The following is an 18,933-nucleotide window of genomic DNA, read 5'->3' on the forward strand; positions in this document are numbered from 1 at the left end:
CTCATGCGCTGTGATATGGCTTTTTTATCGCCAATTTTTAGAAGTGCTAGCCTGATCACGATAGCCCTGCTCAAAAGCAGGGCTAGAGATTAGATCATCTGAACATGGATTTGATTGTTCAGCGGCTTCACTCTTTTTTGCAGTGTTTTGAGATCTTCGATCACCGCTTCGCTGAGGCGACCTTCGGCCTTGTGACGTTCAAGGTTTTGCTTCATGCGTTGCTGTTTCTCCAACTTTTGACGTTCTTCACCGCGTGCCATGTCTTTAACGACATGATAAAGCTCTGAAATCGCAGGATACTCTTTGTCGAAATCGACACGATCCTCACCTTGAACGTAGTCCATGATGCAGTAAACCCGAATCGCAATTTCGGATAGGTCACATTGGCCTTGAATGCCCGCGAGACAAAGGGTGTTCACATTATCAAAAATGTTGGCGTTGCGTTTTTCGAGCGCCAACTTCTGATGCTGGAGCTGCAACTCCTTTTGCTTTTTAAGCTGGAGTAGAAGGTAACCAGCATACGACGCCAAACCAAGGATGATAGCGCCACCAAGAATGGCCAGTAGGGTTACACTCATTGTTCCACTTATCCTTTGTAATCATCCATGTCAAAGTCTTCAAAATCTGCTAGCAGATCATCATCCGAGCGTGATTTGCGCACTGGCGCTTCTTGGTACTCTTCTTCTGCTTCTGGCTCTAGTAAGCCAAGCTGACTCATCAACTGCTCGATGCGATCGAGTTTTTCATCCACGTATTGCTGTAGACCACGACCAAGGTTTTCACCTGACTCGAGGCGGTCAAGCAGCACATTCAGTTTCGCATCATTTTCGAGCATCTCGAGCTCTTGTGCGGCAGAAAGGCGACGCTCTTGTTTATTGAGTTTCTTCGCCGGTTCCACAATTAGTGGAATCTTCTTCTTGCTGCCCAAGCGCGGATCAAGTTGCTGTGATGAACCTTGTTTTTGCTTTGACACTTCTTCTGAATTACGGGCACCCGCTTTTAGTCCTTTACGCTTTTTGTCTTTTTTGCGTAAACGACCAGCAACGTCCGACTCAGAACGGTTGCGGGTAACGATGAATTCAGGTGCACCTGCGGCACCCGGCTTTCTTGATTTTTTCTTACGACTCATTACTGGGTCTTCCTCAGTAAAATTACATCTTTGCCAATAAATTCTAGTTCGAGCTGATCACGCTCGGCTAGATACTGGAACGTTGCTTGGCTAAAAAAGATCACATGGGTGGGATCATTTTTATAGTGCCAATGTGTAAACGCTTCTCGATCGATCACCATTTTGGTCATCAGACCGATCCAGCCTCCAGGTTTAACTAAATTTAACCATTGTTGCCACACCGCATTGGGTTCATAAAGGTGCTCTATTACCTCTGTGGCGGTCATGAAGTCATACTTTGTCGCCAATGACAATGCATTGGGATGATAGTAAATATCGTATAACGCCATGATATGACCATGCTCTTCTAGCATCAACGAGAGCGTTGGCCCCGGCCCACAACCAAAATCTAATCCTTTCGATTGCGGTGCAATTCTTTCCAATAGAGGCTCAGCAATACGCGATAAAAAGCGACGATAGCCGAGGTCCAACGGATTGTTCTCATGCAGATCATAGTGAGCTTTTTCTGTTTTTGCATCCAGCCGTAGCGCCGGATTCACAAACACTAACTCACACTGCTCGCATTGCAGATACTCACGGTGTTTGTCGGTGAAAAAGTGCTGAATCTGATCATGCTGACATAAAGGACAAGTATGCATTGGGACTTCCTCAAACAAGGATGCGAAACATACCAGAAAGTCAGGCCATATTGGAGGGTTGGCGGGCAAAATATCACCAATTTCGTAAAAAAACCGCCAAAATAAAAAAAGCGACAGCTATGCTGTCGCTTTCTGAACCGCCACATAAGTGGCTAAAACTGTGTTGCACTCATTTAGTGCACCAATATTCCATTTGTTTTTCAAGCTTTCCTTGCCAAAAGTGTTGTTTGCCATCTTCCTGATGATTTTTGGCTTTCCTTCGACTTCCTGTATCACGGCGATTCCTTGCGCCTGATCCTTTACCCTGTCTTAACCTTTAGACGAGATGACCATCCTTATCCGATCAACATCCCGCTGACCTGACGTCCTTTCTCCGGCTTTCAAACACTCCCTGTGTCTGCATCCTTGGAGACCATCTTGGTCTGTCATCCTTTCCTACTCCCTGTAGATGCGCTTTACTTTACCCTGTCATCACAATGAGACAACTAAGCGAAAACGATTTCCTCAAGATTTTTTTGATCTTTTTTTTAAACTCTTTAATTTCAAACACCTAAATGTTCATATTGGGAAAACACCACACTACAGAATGGTGAATCTCTTACAAACGAAAGAGCGAAATGTCTTTATTGACAGAGGAGGAAATAAAACGCTCACTCGCATTTTCTCCAAAAAGAAAATGCCCTGGTCATCAACCAGGGCATTTTCATACAACCTTTGCTCGAGCGGGACAACGAATTAGTGAAGACCACCAACGTATTTAGACAAAATTTCGATGTCATCATCAGTCAGTTTCTTCGCAATATCACGCATCATCGCATTCATGTCGTTGTTGCGTGAAGAGTCGCGGAATTTAACAAGTTGAGCTTTGATGTAGTCAGCATGCTGACCTGAAATTTTCGGGAAACCTGAAAGCTCAGTGCCGTTACCACGAGGGCCATGACAAGCAATACATGCAGCAACACCACGACTGGCATCACCCGCGGTATAAAGCACTTTACCTTGCTCAACCACGTTTTCCGGTGTGGTATTGTGAGAAATTGGCAGTGACGCATAGTAAGCCGCTAAGTCTGCCATATCCTGTTCACTCAGAGGCATAGCCATGCCACTCATCACAGGATCATAACGACCTTGCTTACCGGCACTTTCCATACCTAATTTGAGATCTTTCAACTGCTTCTCAAGGTATTTGGCATGTTGGCCTGCCAGTTTTGGGTAAGTAGTGATTGCACTGTTGCCGTCAGCACCGTGACACGCAACACACGTTTGGGATTTTTCTTTACCAGCTTCAATACTACCTTGGGCCCATACTGAGCAGCTGGCTAAAAGACTCAAAATTAGCGCTAATTTCTTCATGACATTCCATTATAATTATCAAGCTTCCAGTACCACGGAATTTGAACATACCGAGTACACTCATGGTACAATAGGCGACCTTATGCCGAGCACGGTTATTTTACACAATTTCACAAAAAAGTAATCAATCGACTACACAAAGTCGAGATGGAGTTAACAGTGAGCGTAAAAATTCATTACCAAAACACGCATTTCATCACTAGTGCACCCGATATTCGCCATTTACCTGCCGATGAGGGCATCGAAATTGCGTTTGCAGGACGCTCAAACGCTGGTAAATCCAGTGCACTTAACCGTTTAACCAATCAAAAGAGCTTGGCCAAGACATCAAAAACCCCTGGCCGTACTCAGTTGATCAACTTGTTCAAAGTCACTGAAGGGTGCCACATTGTGGACTTGCCTGGATATGGCTTTGCACAAGTGCCGCTTGAAATGAAAAATAAGTGGCAAAAATCACTTGGTGAGTATTTGCAAAAACGCGAATGCTTGAAGGGCTTAGTGGTACTGATGGACATTCGTCATCCAATGAAAGATCTCGACCAACAGATGATCTTTTGGGCAATTGAAAGCCGTATCCCAGTGCAAGTACTGCTGACAAAAGCAGACAAACTGAAGAGCGGTGCGCGTAAAGCGGAATTGCTCAAAGTGCGCAAGTTAGCGGAAACCTTCGGTGGGGACGTGCAAGTGGATGTCTATTCTTCCCTCAAAGGGCTTGGGGTGGATCAGCTACGAGCTAAATTAGACTCATGGTTTGCCCCCGCTTTCGCTCATTTACTCGAAGAAGAGCAAGGGAATGAGCAACCATCAGCAGAGTAATCTTGACGATCCAAATTCATTCTAACGCGAGCCCTACTGTTATGCAGTGGGGTTTTTTCTTGTCTTTGGTTTTACTTAACGGCAACTCACTGAGCACCCATTTGCTAAACTCCAGATACAAAAATCCCCGCCATCCTGGCAGGGAAACGGGAGAGAAAAATTGGTAGTTATTGTTATAGTTCGAAGCATTACCGATGTTTCTTTCTATTTCAATAGCCCAATGACTATCAAAAATCGCGCACCAGACCAATCCTGCCCCTCACCACGAAATATAACCAATTGATAAAAATAAGAAAAACATCACAACCATTCGACTGCAATATGCACTTAGTTTTTCAAGAGAAATAATCAGAGTGTGAGTGGTGTAAACTTACATGTTGATATAACGCTCTATTGCGTTCGTTATTCAATCTGAAACCGTATAAAAAAACAAACAAGAGACGTTAAGAATGAAGATGCGATATAGATATGATTTAATTGGAATTTTATTTAGTCCAATAAAAAACGCCCCAGTCAAATAACCTGACTGGGGCGGCTGAATCAGCCTAATCCAATAACGTGAAACAAAAGGTCTGAAAGATAGAACATCTTACCTCTGTACCCTACGCGTATTAATGTACAACATTTGGTCAGAATTGCAAAGTTTTTCTGTAGTTTTTTTTCATTAAATTTTTATTTAGCTACAACTCAACAATATTTCGCTAAACTTTTTTTGATGTTAAAAAAAGCCAGAGTTTGTGCTCTGGCTCATGTAATTTAGTCCATTTTGTACAAAAAATGCTTAATGCGCTTGATCCCAGTTATCACCATGGCCCGCTTCTGCCACTAAAGGCACGTTTAGCTGTGCTGCAGATTCCATCAATTGTTGTACTTTACTTTCAATTTCGGTCAAACAAGACTCTTCCACTTCAAACACCAGTTCATCGTGTACTTGCATCAGTAATTTGACTCGACCATTGCCTTCCTCTTGAATCCACTGATCCACCAACAACATCGCTTTCTTGATGATGTCTGCTGCCGTCCCCTGCATTGGCGCGTTGATCGCCGCACGTTCTGCAGCTTTACGACGCATCACATTGCGAGAGGTAATTTCCGGTAGATGCAAACGACGGCCAAAAATGGTTTCAACATAACCATGTTGAGCGGCATTAGAGCGTGTGTCTTCCATGTACTGCATGACACCAGGATAGCGCTCGAAATATTTATCCATATAAGCTTGTGCTTCACTACGTGGAATTCCAAGCTGTTTCGCTAAACCAAACGCACTCATGCCATAAATAAGACCAAAGTTGACGGCTTTGGCTCGACGACGCTGCTCACTGGAGACTTGTTCAATCGACACGCCCATGATCTCTGCCGCGGTTGCCGCGTGGATATCTTTACCTTGTTGGAAGGCGTCAAGCAGTGCTTGGTCACCAGACAAGTGCGCCATAATACGCAATTCAATCTGTGAATAGTCGACCGCAAGAATTTTATAGCCATGTGGCGCAACAAACGCTTGGCGAATGCGGCGTCCTTCTTCATTACGAATGGGAATATTTTGCAAGTTTGGATCGGTTGACGATAAACGACCAGTGGCCGTCACGGCTTGATGGTAAGAGGTATGCACGCGCCCTGTGTGTGGGTTAATCATTTTCGGCAGCTTATCGGTGTAAGTGGATTTCAACTTCGCTAAGCCACGGTACTCCATAATGACGCTCGGCAGTGGGTAATCCAACGCGAGTTCTTGCAGCACTTCTTCTGCTGTCGATGGTGTGCCCGAAGGCGTTTTCTTGATAACAGGTAAGCCCATTTGCTCAAACAAGATGGTTTGCAGCTGCTTTGGCGAGTTCATATTGAATGGCTGGCCTGCGATTTCATACGCTTTTTGCTCTAACTCTTCCAGGCGCACGGCGATCTCTTGAGATTGCGCAGACAGTTTCATGTCATCAATCAACACACCTGTACGTTCCATACGTGATAACACCGGCACTAATGGCACTTCAATCTCTTGATAAATGGCGTTGAGTTTCTCATCTTGTTCAATATTGGCAAACAAGCGGTTGTGCAAACGCAAAGTGACATCCGCATCTTCGGCGGCATAAACCGCAGCCTCATTTAGATCAATTTGATTGAAACTCAGTTGATTCTTGCCTTTGCCAGCCAATTGCTCAAACGAAATACAACTGTGCTGTAGGAAGCGCAGTGCCAAGCTATCCATGTCGTGCTTGCCGCCCACGCTGTTGTACACATAAGAAGCCAGCATGGTGTCGTGCTTGATGCCCTTCATCTCAATACCATAGCGAGCCAGCACTGAGGCATCGTACTTCAGGTTTTGGCCAACTTTTGCCTTCGTATCATCTTCCAGCAGTGGCTTAAGTTGAGCCAGCACCCAATCGCGATCAAGTTGCTCCGGAGCATCCAGATAATCGTGTGCGACAGGCACATAGGCGGCTTCACCTTCTGCCACAGCAAATGACAGGCCCACTAAGTTAGCGACCATGTAATCAAGGCTGTCCGTTTCGGTATCGAAGGCAAACAGCTCTGACGCTTTCAGCTTGTCCAACCAAATGTCGAATGTCGCTTGGTCGAAGATGGTTTGATATTGGCTACGGTCAATATTCGCCGCAGCATTGTTGATTTCACTTTCAACCGGAGATGCGCCACTGCGTACCGAGGTTTGTGCTTTTTCATCCGCTTCAACAACACCAGTGCCACCTTCTAGTAGCTCATTGAGCCAAGATTTAAAGGCCAGTTGGCCATAGAGCTTGATCAGCTCATCTTTATTTGGCTCTGTTTTTAAAAGGGATTCTGGCGTTTCTTGCAATGCAACATCAAGCTTGATCGTCGCTAGCTGATAAGACAGCAACGCATTGTCTTTGTTGTCCACCAGCTTCTTCGCCATGGTTTTTGAGCCGCGGAAGCTCAGTGCCGCAATGTCATCCAAATGGTCGTACAACTGACTAAGACCACCAATACCTTGCAGCAAAGCTGTGGCGGTTTTATCACCCACACCAGGCACGCCAGGAATGTTATCAACCTTGTCACCCATTAACGCGAGATAATCGATGATCAATTCAGGTGGGATACCGAATTTCTCTATGACCCCTTCTCTGTCCATCACAACATTGGTCATGGTGTTGATTAGGGTAATGTTGTCGTCCACCAGCTGCGCCATATCTTTGTCGCCCGTACTGATCAAAACGGGCATGCCTTGTAAGGAAGCTTGGTAGGCTAATGTGCCAATCACATCATCCGCTTCTACCCCTTCAATCACAATTAGAGGCAGGCCCATCGCTTGGATGACTTGGTGAAGAGGTTCAATTTGACAACGTAAATCATCTGGCATTGGTGGACGATTGGCTTTGTATTCCGAATACATATCGTCGCGGAACGTCTTTCCTTTCGCATCAAACACGACAGCAATTCGATCCGATGCAAACTGACGCATCATGCTACGTAGCATGTTCACCACACCATACACCGCATTCGTTGGGATCTCCCCATTACTCATAGTCCCAGGGTAAGCATGGAAAGCGCGATAGAGGTAAGAAGAACCATCGATAAGAATCAATGGATTTTCAGGAATAGTGGCCATAGTTGTAGTTATCCAACAGAGAGTAAATTGATCTGCTAAGAATGCCACGTATGCACGAGTGAATCCACGCTGTAAAAACAAATCCACCCAACAGGAATTCAAAGTGAACTCGCATTTTCACCAAAATTTGTGGATAACTCTGTTTATATAAATTATCCACTGGATATCCATAAGCAAAATCAACCCAACAAAACAACAATAAACCATTGAAATAAAACAACTTAAAACAAGATCCACCAAAATAAACACGATCAATTTTTGATCCTGCATTGTGGACAAAGATAATCACCGATAGAAATTAAGTTCGAATACCTAGATAAAGAGATATAAAAAAAGCGACATCTTTCGATGTCGCCTAGCAAAATTGAGGTGAAACGATTTCGTAGAAAACTGCCGCTCCACCAAGAAGCTATAAATTACACTGGAAGCAATGTGAGCAATGTCGTGTCAAAAAGAATTCGTGCAAGTTCTTAGTCATCTGTTTCATCACCTTCTCAACACTGTGTATTGGGTAAATCAACATCCTTGTGAACTTTTCCTCATTCCCTTAGACGCCTTTAATAATAATGATTCTCATTTATATGTCAACACTAAATGAGAAAAAATCTCATTTAATTATTTTGGGGCGTCAATCTGCCGAACACTACACTGCCTATTTCATAGTGGCTTTGGTCATTACCAGACATTGGAGCATTCTATCCATCATAAAAAAGACCAGCTTTGCTGGCCTCTGTTATAATAATGCGCTTAGTCTTTACGCTTTAGATACTGCGCTACTTGGGCATTTTCCTCAGCTAGCCATTGCGCAACGTCTTTGGCAAAGTAAGTCAAAATGCCATCAGCACCCGCACGCTTAAAACAAAGCAAGGATTCCAAAACAGTCTCACGCTCTTTCAACCAACCATTCTGGATTGCCGCTTTGTGCATCGCGTACTCACCAGAAACTTGGTAAGCGAACGTGGGTACTTGAAGCTCTGTTTTCACTCGGCGCACAACATCAAGATATGGCATGCCCGGCTTCACCATCACCATATCGGCACCTTCATTGATATCCAACGCAACTTCATGCAAAGCTTCGTCACTATTTGCCGGATCCATTTGGTAGTTCTTTTTGTTTCCACCTTTTAGGTTGGATGCAGAGCCCACTGCATCACGGAATGGCCCGTAGTAGTTGGAAGCGTATTTAGCGGAGTAAGCCATGATTTGAGTATGAATGTAACCCGCTTCCTCTAGAGCGTCACGGATACGGCCAATTCGACCATCCATCATATCTGAGGGGGCCACCACATCCGCACCCGCTTCCGCATGCGACAACGCTTGTTTGATCAGAACTTCCGTTGTCTCATCATTCAACACATAGCCTTCTTCATCAATGATGCCGTCTTGACCATGGGTGGTAAAAGGATCAAGTGCGACGTCAGTAATGACGCCCATTGCTGGCACATGCTCTTTCAGTGCTCGAACGGCACGTTGAACGAGCCCTTCTGGGTTATAAGCTTCCGCAGCACAAAGGCTTTTCGCATCTTGATTCACCACGGGAAAGAGCGCGATCGCTGGCACACCAAGCTGAGCAAGGTACTGTGCTTCTTCAAGCATCAAGTCAATAGAAAGGCGCTCTACGCCAGGCATAGACTCCACACTTTCACGGCGATCTTTACCCATTAAGATAAACATCGGGTAGATCAAGTCGCTAACCGATAGCTGATTCTCCGCCATCAAACGACGACTGAACTCATGCTTGCGCATACGGCGCATACGGCGCGCTGGGAATGGGCCTTGAATAGATACAGACACTCTCGTCTCCTTGTCTGGTGTACAGAATTGGCAAAATCATATCACTACGAAGGCTGCGCGCCAGCAACAATAAAGAAAAATCGCAAAAATGACCAAATGCTCACACTGGCGTATACTCTGCACACCTTTTGAACGCTGAGATAACCTAATGATTGACACTCATGCCCATATTTACGCCAAAGAATTTGACCAAGACCGCGACCAGGTTGTGCAACGCGCGCTTGAGCAGGGCATTGAAAAAATCTTGCTACCAAATATCGACCTCGATTCCATCGAGCCGATGCTACACACCGAAGCCACTTACCCAGACATATGCCATTCAATGATGGGTCTGCATCCATGTTATGTAGACAATAATGTGAAGCAGACGCTCGAAACGGTTCATGCTTGGTTTGCAAAACATTCGTTCATTGCTGTCGGTGAGATTGGTATCGACTTGTATTGGGATAAAACGTATCAAAAGGAGCAAGAATGGGCCTTTGTCACTCAGCTTAATTGGGCAAAAGAACTCGACCTTCCAGTGGTAATCCATACTCGTGATTCGATTAAAGAGACACTGGCACTGCTCGCCAAAGAACAAGATGGTTCGCTGTCTGGTGTCTTTCATTGTTTTGGTGGTTCAATTGAAGACGCAAAAGCGATCAACGATTTAGATTTTCACCTAGGGCTGGGTGGGGTAACAACATTTAAAAATGGCGGCATGGATCTCGTGATACCTAGCTTAAATCTTGACTATGTGATTTTGGAAACAGATTGTCCCTACCTAGCACCAGTGCCTCATCGCGGCAAAAGAAACGAACCTTCATACACTCAACTCGTCGCCAATCGAGTAGCGGAACTAAGAAACTGCAGCGCCGCAGAAATCGCATCCATTACAACCCAAAATGCAAAGCAACTGTTTAAATTGGCACCATAAATAACACAAACACAGTCGTTTAATATGTGTAAAACCTTGTTTTTAATATGTAAATTATAAATAGAAATGTAACTCCTAACGCTCAATTATGCGACACTTATCACATCAAAAAATGGCATCGTTCACGATTTCCATATATGATCTGTGCCACAAATATTACAAGAAAAGTGAGAAGTTACATGTGTAATCACAGTATTCACTTACAACGTCATCATCGCTCGTTCTGGCACAAGATCATCGGTATCAAAGAGATCTATGTGTGTCAAAATTGTGGTCATACGATCAAAGTGAGATAAAAAAAGCGGCTTAATTAGGCCGCTTTTTTGTTTCTGCTATTCTTGCTCATGCTCTGATTCATCTCGCTCTTTACGTGTGTAAAAACGCGCAAAGAACAGACCGACTTCAAACAACAAACACATCGGAATGGCCAATAGGGTTTGCGAAATCATATCTGGCGGAGTTAACAGCATCCCTACTATAAACGCACCAACAATAATATAGGGACGTTTTTCGCTTAAGCTCTTCGGATCCGTTGCTCCTGTCCAACACAGCAAAATGATCGCTACTGGTACCTCAAAAGCAATACCAAATGCTAAAAACAGCGCTAAAACAAAATCCAAATAACTGGCGATGTCGGTGGCAAACTCCACACCTCCTAAAGAGATGGCGGTGAAAAAGCCAAACACCAGGGGAAAGACAACGTAGTAAGCAAATGCCACACCACAATAAAAAAGCAATGAGCTCGAAACGAGGAGTGGCATGATTAAGCGACGTTCGTGCTTATACAACCCCGGCGCCACAAACGCCCAAACTTGGTAGAGAATAAACGGTACGGCCAAAAACACTGCGACAATGAGTGTCAGCTTCAATGGTGTAAAGAAGGGAGACGCAACATCCGTTGCAATCATTGTCGCCCCTTCTGGCAATCGCTCTACCAATGGTGCGGAAATAAATTCGTAAATCTCACCAGAGAAATAAATTAGGCCAACAAAGACGATCAGCACCGCCAGTATCGCTTTCAATAAGCGATTACGTAGCTCTAACAAATGGCTGATCAAAGGTTGAGTCTGCTCAACGGTAGACATATCAAACCTCAAGTATCAAAACGGATCAAAAAAAGAGCTACCCAATGAGCAGCTCCCCTATGAGAGACTATTCGGTCTTGGTATTTGCCGCGGATGCTTTTGCCACCTCAGAAACGTCTTTATTCATTGGAACATCAGTTTCAACAACGTTTTGTGGTTTTGCGGAATTATCTGCATAAGGCCGATTAACCGATTGAGCAGCTTGTTTCAGTTGCTTGACGGAGGCTTTTAGCTCAGGAGACAGCTCTTCCATCCCCATTTGCTCAGCTTTACGCAAGTTTTCCTGTAGCTCTTGAACTTTGAGTTCATGAGCTAACTCATCTTTGACGCTGTTGGCCATATTTTTCGCTGCACCAACAAACCGCGCCACACTACGAATCGCATGCGGCAAACGTTCTGGTCCTAAAACAACCAGACCCACGACAAATATCAATACCAGTTCCCAAAAACCGATATCAAACACTTATTACGCCTGCTCTTTGTCTTTTTTAGTTTCGGTTGCAGCTTGCTTACTCTGCTGCTCTAGGCTTTTTGGCTCAAAGTCTGCGTCTTTCTTCTCAGACTCTTCTTCATTCATTGCCTTCTTAAAGCCTTTAATTGCACCGCCTAAATCACTACCAATACCACGCAGTTTTTTAGTTCCGAATAGCAATACAACAATGACAGCAATAATCAACAGTTGCCAGATACTGATACCACCCATTCTTTTTACCTCGGGTCTTTTGTAACAAAAATTAGATCAAGAGTTTAACGTCTAACGACGATAAGCTCGCCAACTGAACAGCCAAAATGTGACACCTGCAATAGCAGTTACCAACGAAAGCTGCTCATAGGCGTTGTCCACCAATATTGCCGAGCATACGACTAATGTGGCCCCAACGCCAAATAAAAACTTTCCTGTTGCCTGCTGACGCTTGCTATCACGATAACCTTGGTAAAGCTGATCCATTCTCTGGTTCATCGCTTTGCCCTGTTTGAGACTGTCATAAAGAAGCTCAGGCAGTTCAGGTAATTTTTCTGCCCAATAGGGTGCACGATCTTTTACCGCATTGAACAGTGCTTTGGGCCCAACTTGGTTCATCATCCACTCTTCAAGGAAGGGCTTTGCCGTTTCCCAGAGATCAAGTTGTGGATATAGCTGACGCCCTAACCCTTCCACATACAGCAAGGTTTTTTGCAATAACACCAGTTGTGGCTGAACTTCCATATTGAATCGCCTTGCGGTATTGAATAGGTTCAATAGCACATGACCAAAGGAGATTTCACACAACGGTTTGGCAAAAATCGGCTCACAGACAATACGAATCGCAAATTCAAATTCATCAATATTGGTGTCTGCCGGTACCCAGCCAGAGTCCACATGCAGCTCAGCCACACGTCGATAATCACGATTAAAAAACGCCAAAAAGTTTTCCGCTAAATAGCGTTTATCTTCGCTATTTAATGTGCCAACAATGCCACAATCCAAACCAATCCATTGTGGGTTCTCGGGATGTTCAGGGTTAACAAACACGTTCCCTGGATGCATGTCTGCATGGAAGAAGCTGTCGCGAAAAACCTGGGTAAAGAATACACTCACCCCTCTTTCTGCCAACAACTTCATGTTGGTGCCATTCGCTTTCAAGCCTGCAATATCCGACACTTGGATGCCGTATATTCGCTCAGAAACCATGACAGTTTCATTACTAAAGTCCGGATAAACTTCAGGAACGTATAACTCTTCGCTGTCGGTAAAATTACGTCTTAGCTGTATCGCATTGGCCGCTTCGCGACGCAAATCAAGCTCATCCAGTAAGGATTTCTCATACTCTCGAACCACTTCGATCGGTTTAAGACGACGTGCTTCAGGCATTGCTTTGGCGACTATACGCGCCATACGTCGCATCAGTTTTAGATCTGCATCAATGATGGGACGAATATCTGGGCGAATGACCTTTAATACCACTTCTTGGTTAGTCGTTTTCAGCTTGGCGGTATGCACCTGCGCAATGGAGGCCGACGCTAAAGGAACTAGGTCAAAATCACTAAACCAGGTTTCTAAAGGCCCACCGAGCGCTTGCTCCATTTGTGCTTTCGCCAATGCACCATCAAAAGGCGAGACTTGATCTTGCAGCAGTGCAAGCGGGTCTGCAATGTGAGGTGGAAACAGATCACGACGCGTGGACAACATCTGGCCAAATTTAATCCAAACAGGGCCTAGCTCTTGCAGGGCAAGCCGTAGACGATCCCCTAACGGCTTTTCTGGATGCTGATTCTTAAGCCAAAACAAGCTTTTGCGCATCCAACGTGGTGCTTTGGCAAGTTGATGGTCTGGCAGTAGGTCATCCAAGCCATATTCAAGCTGAACTTTAATGATGCGATAAAGGCGCTTTAGCTCTGTCGGGGTCATGCTTTCTCCAACAGTTTTTGCAGACGAGCTTCTAGTCTGGCGAGTTCACTTTTGACCTCGTCTACTTGGTCACAGAAGTAAGCCACTTCCAATGGTCCAGGTGCCAGACGCCATTCTTCGGTAATCACCTGAGCAAGATGATACTGCTGCTTTTTCGCTTGACGCCCGACGAAGCCACCGACATTCTTTACCCCCTGAGCCAAAGAGTGAGCGACCACATCCCCAGTGACACGCGATACCCATTCCTCCACATCCGGTTTTGCATCCGTGATGAGCTGAGCAAACTTCTGCGCTAATTGAATGTCCCCTTCAAGGATCAGCTTGTCTTGCTTAATCAGCTTCGTGATATTGGCTTGCTCTCTCAGCTCAGGCAACACCGCCAATTTAAGCGACAAATAACAATCCGGTTGGCCTTCATAATTGGCTAATACATCGATCTGTTGGCTAAAAATAAACGTCAACGTTTTGTTCAGCTCCTGGAGATGAACTTGGATCACTTGCCCCTTTAAACGTAATAAACGTTTTTCGAGATCCGGATTGTCTTTCACCAGCACATTGAGGCTAGTTTCAATCACTGCGGTAATGAGTGGTTCAAATGGCATGGAGGCTCCTAAAATTTGTAGCCACGATGCAGGGCAACAATGCCACCCGTCAAATTGTAGTAAGACGCGCTCTCGAAACCAGCTTCTTCCATCATGCTTTTTAAAGTCTCTTGATCTGGATGCATGCGAATAGACTCAGCCAGATAACGATAACTATCGGCATCGTTGGCAACTAGCTCGCCCATTTTAGGCAGTAGATGGAAAGAATACGCATCGTACACTTTGGATAGTGGGTCAAAGACTGGCTTGGAGAATTCCAACACCAACAAACGGCCGCCCGGCTTGAGCACTCGATACATCGAACGCAGTGCTTTATCTTTATCCGTTACGTTGCGCAAGCAGAAACTGATGGTGATCACGTCAAAATAGTCATCCGGGAAGGGCAACTCTTCGGCGTTGGCTTGCACATAATGAACGTTGCCGACAATGCCGCTATCACGCAACTTGTCACGCCCCACGTTGAGCATAGAATTATTGATATCAGCTAGAATAACATGGCCTTTTTCACCAACAATACGAGAAAACTTAGCCGTCAAATCTCCTGTACCACCGCCTAGATCAAGGACGCGTTGTCCTGGACGTGCTCCGCTGCAATCAATAGTAAAGCGCTTCCACAGGCGATGGATACCACCAGACATTAAGTCATTCATGATGTCGTATTTGGCGGCCACAGAGTGAAAGACTTGGGCAACTTTAGCGACTTTTTCTTCTTTCGCCACGGTAGTGAAACCAAAATGGGTGGTTTCTTGTGTTTCTAAAGCTGTATTCGATTGCACGCTGATATCCGTCATTGTTTTTCCTCTTGGGCAGTGCTGTTCGACTTGGGCCAATTCATATGTGACAGGCCACGACTGCGGGCGATTAGTTTACTTTATCCTCAACGGGATGTCTTTCTACTAAAGAGTCATTTTGTGCTAATTGGGTCAAATCGGCGGAGATAGGACGCTTCACTTCCACACCAAGCTCTTTGAAGCTCTCTGCCTGACGGATCACATTGCCTCGTCCTGTTACCAACTTATTCATCGCCCCTTGATAACTTTGGTTGGCTTTATCAAGTGCACCTCCGAGACCTTGCATGTCATCGACAAACAAACGCAGCTTGTCGTAAAGCTTGCTTGCGCGTTCAGCGATAATTTTGGCATTTTGACTTTGCCTCTCATTGCGCCATAGGTTATCGATGGTGCGCAGAGCAACCAGCAAGGTGGTTGGACTCACCAAGAGGATGTTGTGCTCTAGCGCGTCTTTGACCAAACTCGGATCCGCTTGGATGGCAATCTGAAACGCTGGCTCAACCGGAATAAACATCAAAACATAGTCTAAGCTTTGGATGCCCTTGAGTTGGTGGTAATCCTTTAAGCTCAAACTTTTGATATGAGCTCGGATCGCGCTGAGATGGTCGGCTAAGGCCCTTTCTCTTTCACCATCCGACTCTGCATGGAAATAACGCTCATAGGCAATCAGCGCCATTTTTGAGTCAATAACCACCTGCTTATCTTGCGGTAAGTAGACGATGACATCAGGCTGATAGCGTTTACCGGCGTCATTTTGTAAACTGACCTGCGTCTGGTACTCGTGCCCTTCACGCAAGCCCGATTCCGCCAGCACTCTGGCCAAGACCACTTCCCCCCAGTTCCCTTGCTGCTTGTTATCACCTTTCAACGCTTGGGTTAAGTTGATCGCTTCACGTGCCATTTGTTCATTCAAACGTTGCAGGTTTTTCAGTTCGTGCACTAGAGTGTGACGTTCTTTAGCCTCTTGGCTAAAGCTGTCGTTGACCTGCTTTTTGAACCCTTCCAACTGCTCTTTCAGCGGCAGTAACAAGCCTTCTAGACTCAGGCGATTTTGCTGATCGACCTTGGCGGTTTTTTCTTCGAACAACTGATTAGCAAGATGTTCGAATTGTTGCTTTAGCCTCTGCTCTGCCTGTTCCAGAATCTGAAGTTTTTCCTGATTAGCAACATTAAGCTGTTCATGGCGCGCCTGCTGTTCACGCAACTGTGTTTCCAGTCGTGCATTTTGCTCTCTTTGGAGTGCTAGCTCGTCAAAGTACAGCTGCCGCTCTTGCTTTACGGCATCGAAGTAGCGCAGTTTTTCAATCGCTGCCATCAGTTTTCCGTGCGTTTGCTTCACCTCATAAGCGGCTTGGTCGCGTTCGAGATCGTAGTCATCCAGCTCACCTTGCAGTTGTTGCAATCCCTGTTGCAATTGTTCAATTTTGTTTTGTGCTAACTGACGTTCAGTCTCAATCTGTTGCTGCAATAACTGGGCTTTTACAAGCAGTTTCTGTCTCTGCCACCAACTGGCAATACACGCCGCGACAAAAGCGGTGCCGGTTGCAGTCAAAATGAGAGTCTGATTATCGATAATCCATTGCATAGTAAGGAGTTCTAGAAGATGACAAGCGTGTTTTAATGGTATTTTGATACTGGATAAATGTCCAGTTTGTTGCACAGAAAATCCTCGCTTACACTAGGACTTTGCTTTGCTGACAACCTTTTGAGGACTTATGAACGAGCGTCGCGCCCTGGGATTTGGGCTTTCTGCTGTTTTGCTTTGGTCAACCGTTGCTACGGCATTTAAACTCACTCTCGCCGAGTTTACACCAATACAAATGCTTACGGTGGCCAGTATTGTCTCAGCTGTTGCGCTGATGGCGATCTGCGCTGCGCAAGGCAAACTCTCACAGATAAGTAGCACTTTTTTCTCTAATCCTTGGTATTACTTGTTACTTGGGCTCATAAACCCACTCGCCTACTATCTGATTTTGTTTAAAGCCTACGATCTACTACCCGCCTCACAGGCTCAAGCGATCAACTACAGTTGGGCAATCACACTCACCCTGATGGCTGCACTTTTTCTTGGACAAAAAATTCGAACACAAGATTGGGCTGCCTGTGTATTCAGCTATTTAGGCGTTGTTGTGATTGCTACAAAAGGAGATGTTCTCGGACTTTCCTTCGACAGCCCAATGGGTGTGGCGCTGGCGTTAATTTCGACTTTACTTTGGGCTGGATATTGGATACTCAATACCAAAAACAAAGCGGATCCTATTGTCGGGGTGCTGCTTGGATTTATAGTCGCCATTCCTTTTGCTATTGCTCTCACTGTCTACGAAGGTGAAAGTTGGGCGCGAATATCTCGACAAGGTTGGCTGGCAGTGACCTATGTCGGACTCTTTGAAATGGGCATTACATTTGTTCTTTGGCTTTCTGCGCTAAAACAAACCAATAACACCGCTCGTATCAGTAACCTAATCTTTGCATCACCTTTTATTTCACTGATGCTTCTTTCAACAATCATTGGTGAAGAAATTCATCCAACGACACTATTCGGTCTCATTCTGATTATCACTGGTCTAGTGATTCAGCAACTAAAATGGGACAAACCCAAGCTTACCTCAACACGCTCATCTTGAACGCGGTTATGGCTTACTAACTGAACATGTTGTAAGCCATTTCACTTCCCTGCCCACGAATTTGATCGATAACAAACGCACGCCCAGGCGAAATACCCAATGCGCTTGCAGCGGGATGCTGTGCCAAATAGTGCTGCTTTTCTTCCTCTTCCAACATCGAGTCCCAACGTTTATTGATATCTCGAGCGAGATAGAGCAGGCACGCAAGTCGTTTAGCCAATTTAGCCTTACCTGGATGATTTATATTTTCAATGGCATCTTTCATTTCAGGGGGAAACTTCCACGCTTCCGCTAACTTTGCTCCCAACTCAGTCGCATCGGTACCCAGTACCTCGCGTTGCGCGCTCAGAGATGACTGTCCTTGAGCAATTTTGCTATTTATCTCTATCGCTTGCTCTGGAACTAATGAGTGGATCATCAACTCACCAATGTTATGCAGAACACCTGTCGTGAAAACTTCATTGGCATCGAGCTTTGCCTGATCAGCTAACTTACTGGCAATCATCGCAACTTCAAATGTGTTTGCCCAGTAGTCCTTAATGTTCATCGTTTCGATTTTTGGAAATGCACTATAGAGAATAGAAGAAGATACAAGGGTACGAACAGCCCCACTCCCAACACGAATAACCGCTTCATTGAGGTTGGAAAGAGGTTTGTTACCGGCAAAATGTGCCGAGTTAGCCATTCTGAGTAATCGGGCACTGAGCACCTGATCCATCGCCAATTTTTTTGATAGCTCAGAAAAATCAAAATTATCTCGATTGACCATCTCGAGTAATTCTTGCAGCACACTCTCAATCCGAGGTAATTCGTTGAGACGTGAAATCAGAGCTTCTTGGGACATGTCTATCTCCTTAAACCCAAACCATACCTAATTAATATAGGACACATTAATCAGGGTAGACTTATGACAAACTGATTTTATTACGATGATAAATGTGAGAAGCGGGGGGGAGTAGGATATTTGCAATGACGTTAAAACAGAAGTGTTCCCTGTTCGAAAATGTCTCATTATCAAAAATGACAAAACCCAATCCGAAGACTGGGTTTCTAAATGTGTTGCTGACGGTTGGGGTTGCAATCAACAACGGGCAAACCTTTTGCGGGACTCGTTGGTCGCAGACCAAAATCATACAACAGAAACAAAAAAACCTCAGCATTTCTGCTGAGGTCTGGAATAAGTGGCGGAGCGGACGGGACTCGAACCCGCGACCCCCGG

The 18,933-nt window shown here is 45.2% G+C and carries 20 protein-coding genes; 4 read left to right on the forward strand and 16 right to left on the reverse strand.

All coding sequences use genetic code 11. From position 1 onward, the window contains the following. Positions 1-89: 89 nt before the first annotated feature. The 5 genes from LZU85_RS15805 to LZU85_RS15825 form a co-directional block, all read right to left on the reverse strand. Positions 90-578 (reverse strand): DUF2489 domain-containing protein, encoded by a 489-nt coding sequence (locus LZU85_RS15805; protein ID WP_176299411.1) that lies wholly within the window; start codon positions 576-578, stop codon positions 90-92. Positions 579-586: 8 nt separating this feature from the next. After that, entirely contained in the window at positions 587-1,129 is a 543-nt protein-coding gene (gene yihI / locus LZU85_RS15810) for a Der GTPase-activating protein YihI (RefSeq protein ID WP_176299412.1), read from the reverse strand. Continuing rightward, entirely contained in the window at positions 1,129-1,767 is a 639-nt protein-coding gene (locus LZU85_RS15815; protein WP_176299413.1) for a class I SAM-dependent methyltransferase, read from the reverse strand. The genes yihI and LZU85_RS15815 overlap by 1 nt, the downstream gene beginning before the upstream one ends. 117 nt (positions 1,768-1,884) lie before the next feature. Beyond that, complete coding sequence (locus tag LZU85_RS15820; protein ID WP_176299414.1) at positions 1,885-2,043, reverse strand: hypothetical protein; 159 nt, start codon at positions 2,041-2,043, stop codon at positions 1,885-1,887. 459 nt (positions 2,044-2,502) lie between these two features. Then, positions 2,503-3,120, reverse strand: a complete 618-nt coding sequence (locus tag LZU85_RS15825; RefSeq protein WP_176299415.1) for a c-type cytochrome — start codon at positions 3,118-3,120, stop codon at positions 2,503-2,505. Positions 3,121-3,279: 159 nt separating this feature from the next. On the opposite strand from LZU85_RS15825, the gene yihA reads away from it, so the two are divergent. Further along, on the forward strand, positions 3,280-3,936 hold the full coding sequence (yihA, locus tag LZU85_RS15830; protein ID WP_176299416.1) for a ribosome biogenesis GTP-binding protein YihA/YsxC: 657 nt from the start codon (positions 3,280-3,282) through the stop codon (positions 3,934-3,936). Positions 3,937-4,476: 540 nt separating this feature from the next. Here the strand turns inward: yihA and spfP are convergent. From spfP to hemB, 3 genes are all read right to left on the reverse strand, one after another. Further along, the gene (spfP, locus tag LZU85_RS21230; RefSeq protein ID WP_438356636.1) at positions 4,477-4,524 is read right to left on the reverse strand and encodes a small protein SpfP; all 48 of its coding nucleotides are present in this window, start codon (positions 4,522-4,524) and stop codon (positions 4,477-4,479) included. A gap of 193 nt (positions 4,525-4,717) precedes the next feature. Beyond that, positions 4,718-7,513 carry a DNA polymerase I gene (gene polA / locus LZU85_RS15835; RefSeq protein ID WP_237287659.1) on the reverse strand — a complete coding sequence of 932 codons (2,796 nt, stop codon included), beginning with the start codon at positions 7,511-7,513 and terminating at the stop codon, positions 4,718-4,720. A gap of 747 nt (positions 7,514-8,260) precedes the next feature. Further along, positions 8,261-9,307, reverse strand: coding sequence for a porphobilinogen synthase (gene hemB, locus LZU85_RS15840; RefSeq protein ID WP_237287661.1), 1,047 nt, complete (start codon positions 9,305-9,307; stop codon positions 8,261-8,263). A 148-nt stretch (positions 9,308-9,455) separates the two neighbouring features. Here hemB and LZU85_RS15845 point away from each other — a divergent pair, with 148 nt between their 5' ends. Next, the gene (locus LZU85_RS15845; protein WP_237287663.1) at positions 9,456-10,223 is read left to right on the forward strand and encodes a TatD family hydrolase; all 768 of its coding nucleotides are present in this window, start codon (positions 9,456-9,458) and stop codon (positions 10,221-10,223) included. 332 nt (positions 10,224-10,555) lie between these two features. On the opposite strand, the gene tatC is transcribed toward LZU85_RS15845, so the two are convergent. From tatC to rmuC, 7 genes are all read right to left on the reverse strand, one after another. Continuing rightward, a complete protein-coding gene (gene tatC / locus LZU85_RS15850) occupies positions 10,556-11,308 on the reverse strand; it encodes a twin-arginine translocase subunit TatC (protein ID WP_176299420.1) in 753 nt (250 codons plus the stop codon). 67 nt (positions 11,309-11,375) lie between these two features. Further along, entirely contained in the window at positions 11,376-11,771 is a 396-nt protein-coding gene (gene tatB, locus LZU85_RS15855; RefSeq protein ID WP_237287665.1) for a Sec-independent protein translocase protein TatB, read from the reverse strand. A 3-nt stretch (positions 11,772-11,774) separates the two neighbouring features. After that, complete coding sequence (gene tatA, locus LZU85_RS15860) at positions 11,775-12,011, reverse strand: Sec-independent protein translocase subunit TatA (protein WP_176299422.1); 237 nt, start codon at positions 12,009-12,011, stop codon at positions 11,775-11,777. Between the two features lie 51 nt (positions 12,012-12,062). Continuing rightward, positions 12,063-13,697, reverse strand: a complete 1,635-nt coding sequence (ubiB, locus tag LZU85_RS15865; protein WP_237287667.1) for a ubiquinone biosynthesis regulatory protein kinase UbiB — start codon at positions 13,695-13,697, stop codon at positions 12,063-12,065. Further along, positions 13,694-14,299 (reverse strand): ubiquinone biosynthesis accessory factor UbiJ, encoded by a 606-nt coding sequence (locus tag LZU85_RS15870; protein WP_237287668.1) that lies wholly within the window; start codon positions 14,297-14,299, stop codon positions 13,694-13,696. The genes ubiB and LZU85_RS15870 overlap by 4 nt, the downstream gene beginning before the upstream one ends. Before the next feature lie 8 nt (positions 14,300-14,307). Then, positions 14,308-15,090, reverse strand: coding sequence for a bifunctional demethylmenaquinone methyltransferase/2-methoxy-6-polyprenyl-1,4-benzoquinol methylase UbiE (ubiE, locus tag LZU85_RS15875; RefSeq protein ID WP_237287670.1), 783 nt, complete (start codon positions 15,088-15,090; stop codon positions 14,308-14,310). A gap of 70 nt (positions 15,091-15,160) precedes the next feature. Continuing rightward, positions 15,161-16,675 (reverse strand): DNA recombination protein RmuC, encoded by a 1,515-nt coding sequence (gene rmuC, locus LZU85_RS15880; protein WP_237287672.1) that lies wholly within the window; start codon positions 16,673-16,675, stop codon positions 15,161-15,163. Between the two features lie 130 nt (positions 16,676-16,805). On the opposite strand from rmuC, the gene LZU85_RS15885 reads away from it, so the two are divergent. Further along, positions 16,806-17,714, forward strand: coding sequence for a DMT family transporter (locus LZU85_RS15885; RefSeq protein WP_237287674.1), 909 nt, complete (start codon positions 16,806-16,808; stop codon positions 17,712-17,714). A 16-nt stretch (positions 17,715-17,730) separates the two neighbouring features. Here the strand turns inward: LZU85_RS15885 and LZU85_RS15890 are convergent, their stop codons facing one another. After that, positions 17,731-18,558 carry an HDOD domain-containing protein gene (locus LZU85_RS15890; protein WP_176299428.1) on the reverse strand — a complete coding sequence of 276 codons (828 nt, stop codon included), beginning with the start codon at positions 18,556-18,558 and terminating at the stop codon, positions 17,731-17,733. Positions 18,559-18,683: 125 nt separating this feature from the next. On the opposite strand from LZU85_RS15890, the gene LZU85_RS15895 reads away from it, so the two are divergent. After that, a partial coding sequence (locus tag LZU85_RS15895) for a hypothetical protein (RefSeq protein WP_237287675.1) occupies positions 18,684-18,933 on the forward strand: 250 nt, incomplete at its 3' end.

It is taken from the genome of Vibrio floridensis, from assembly GCF_021852965.1.
In the GTDB taxonomy this organism is placed as follows: Bacteria; Pseudomonadota; Gammaproteobacteria; order Enterobacterales; family Vibrionaceae; genus Vibrio; species Vibrio floridensis.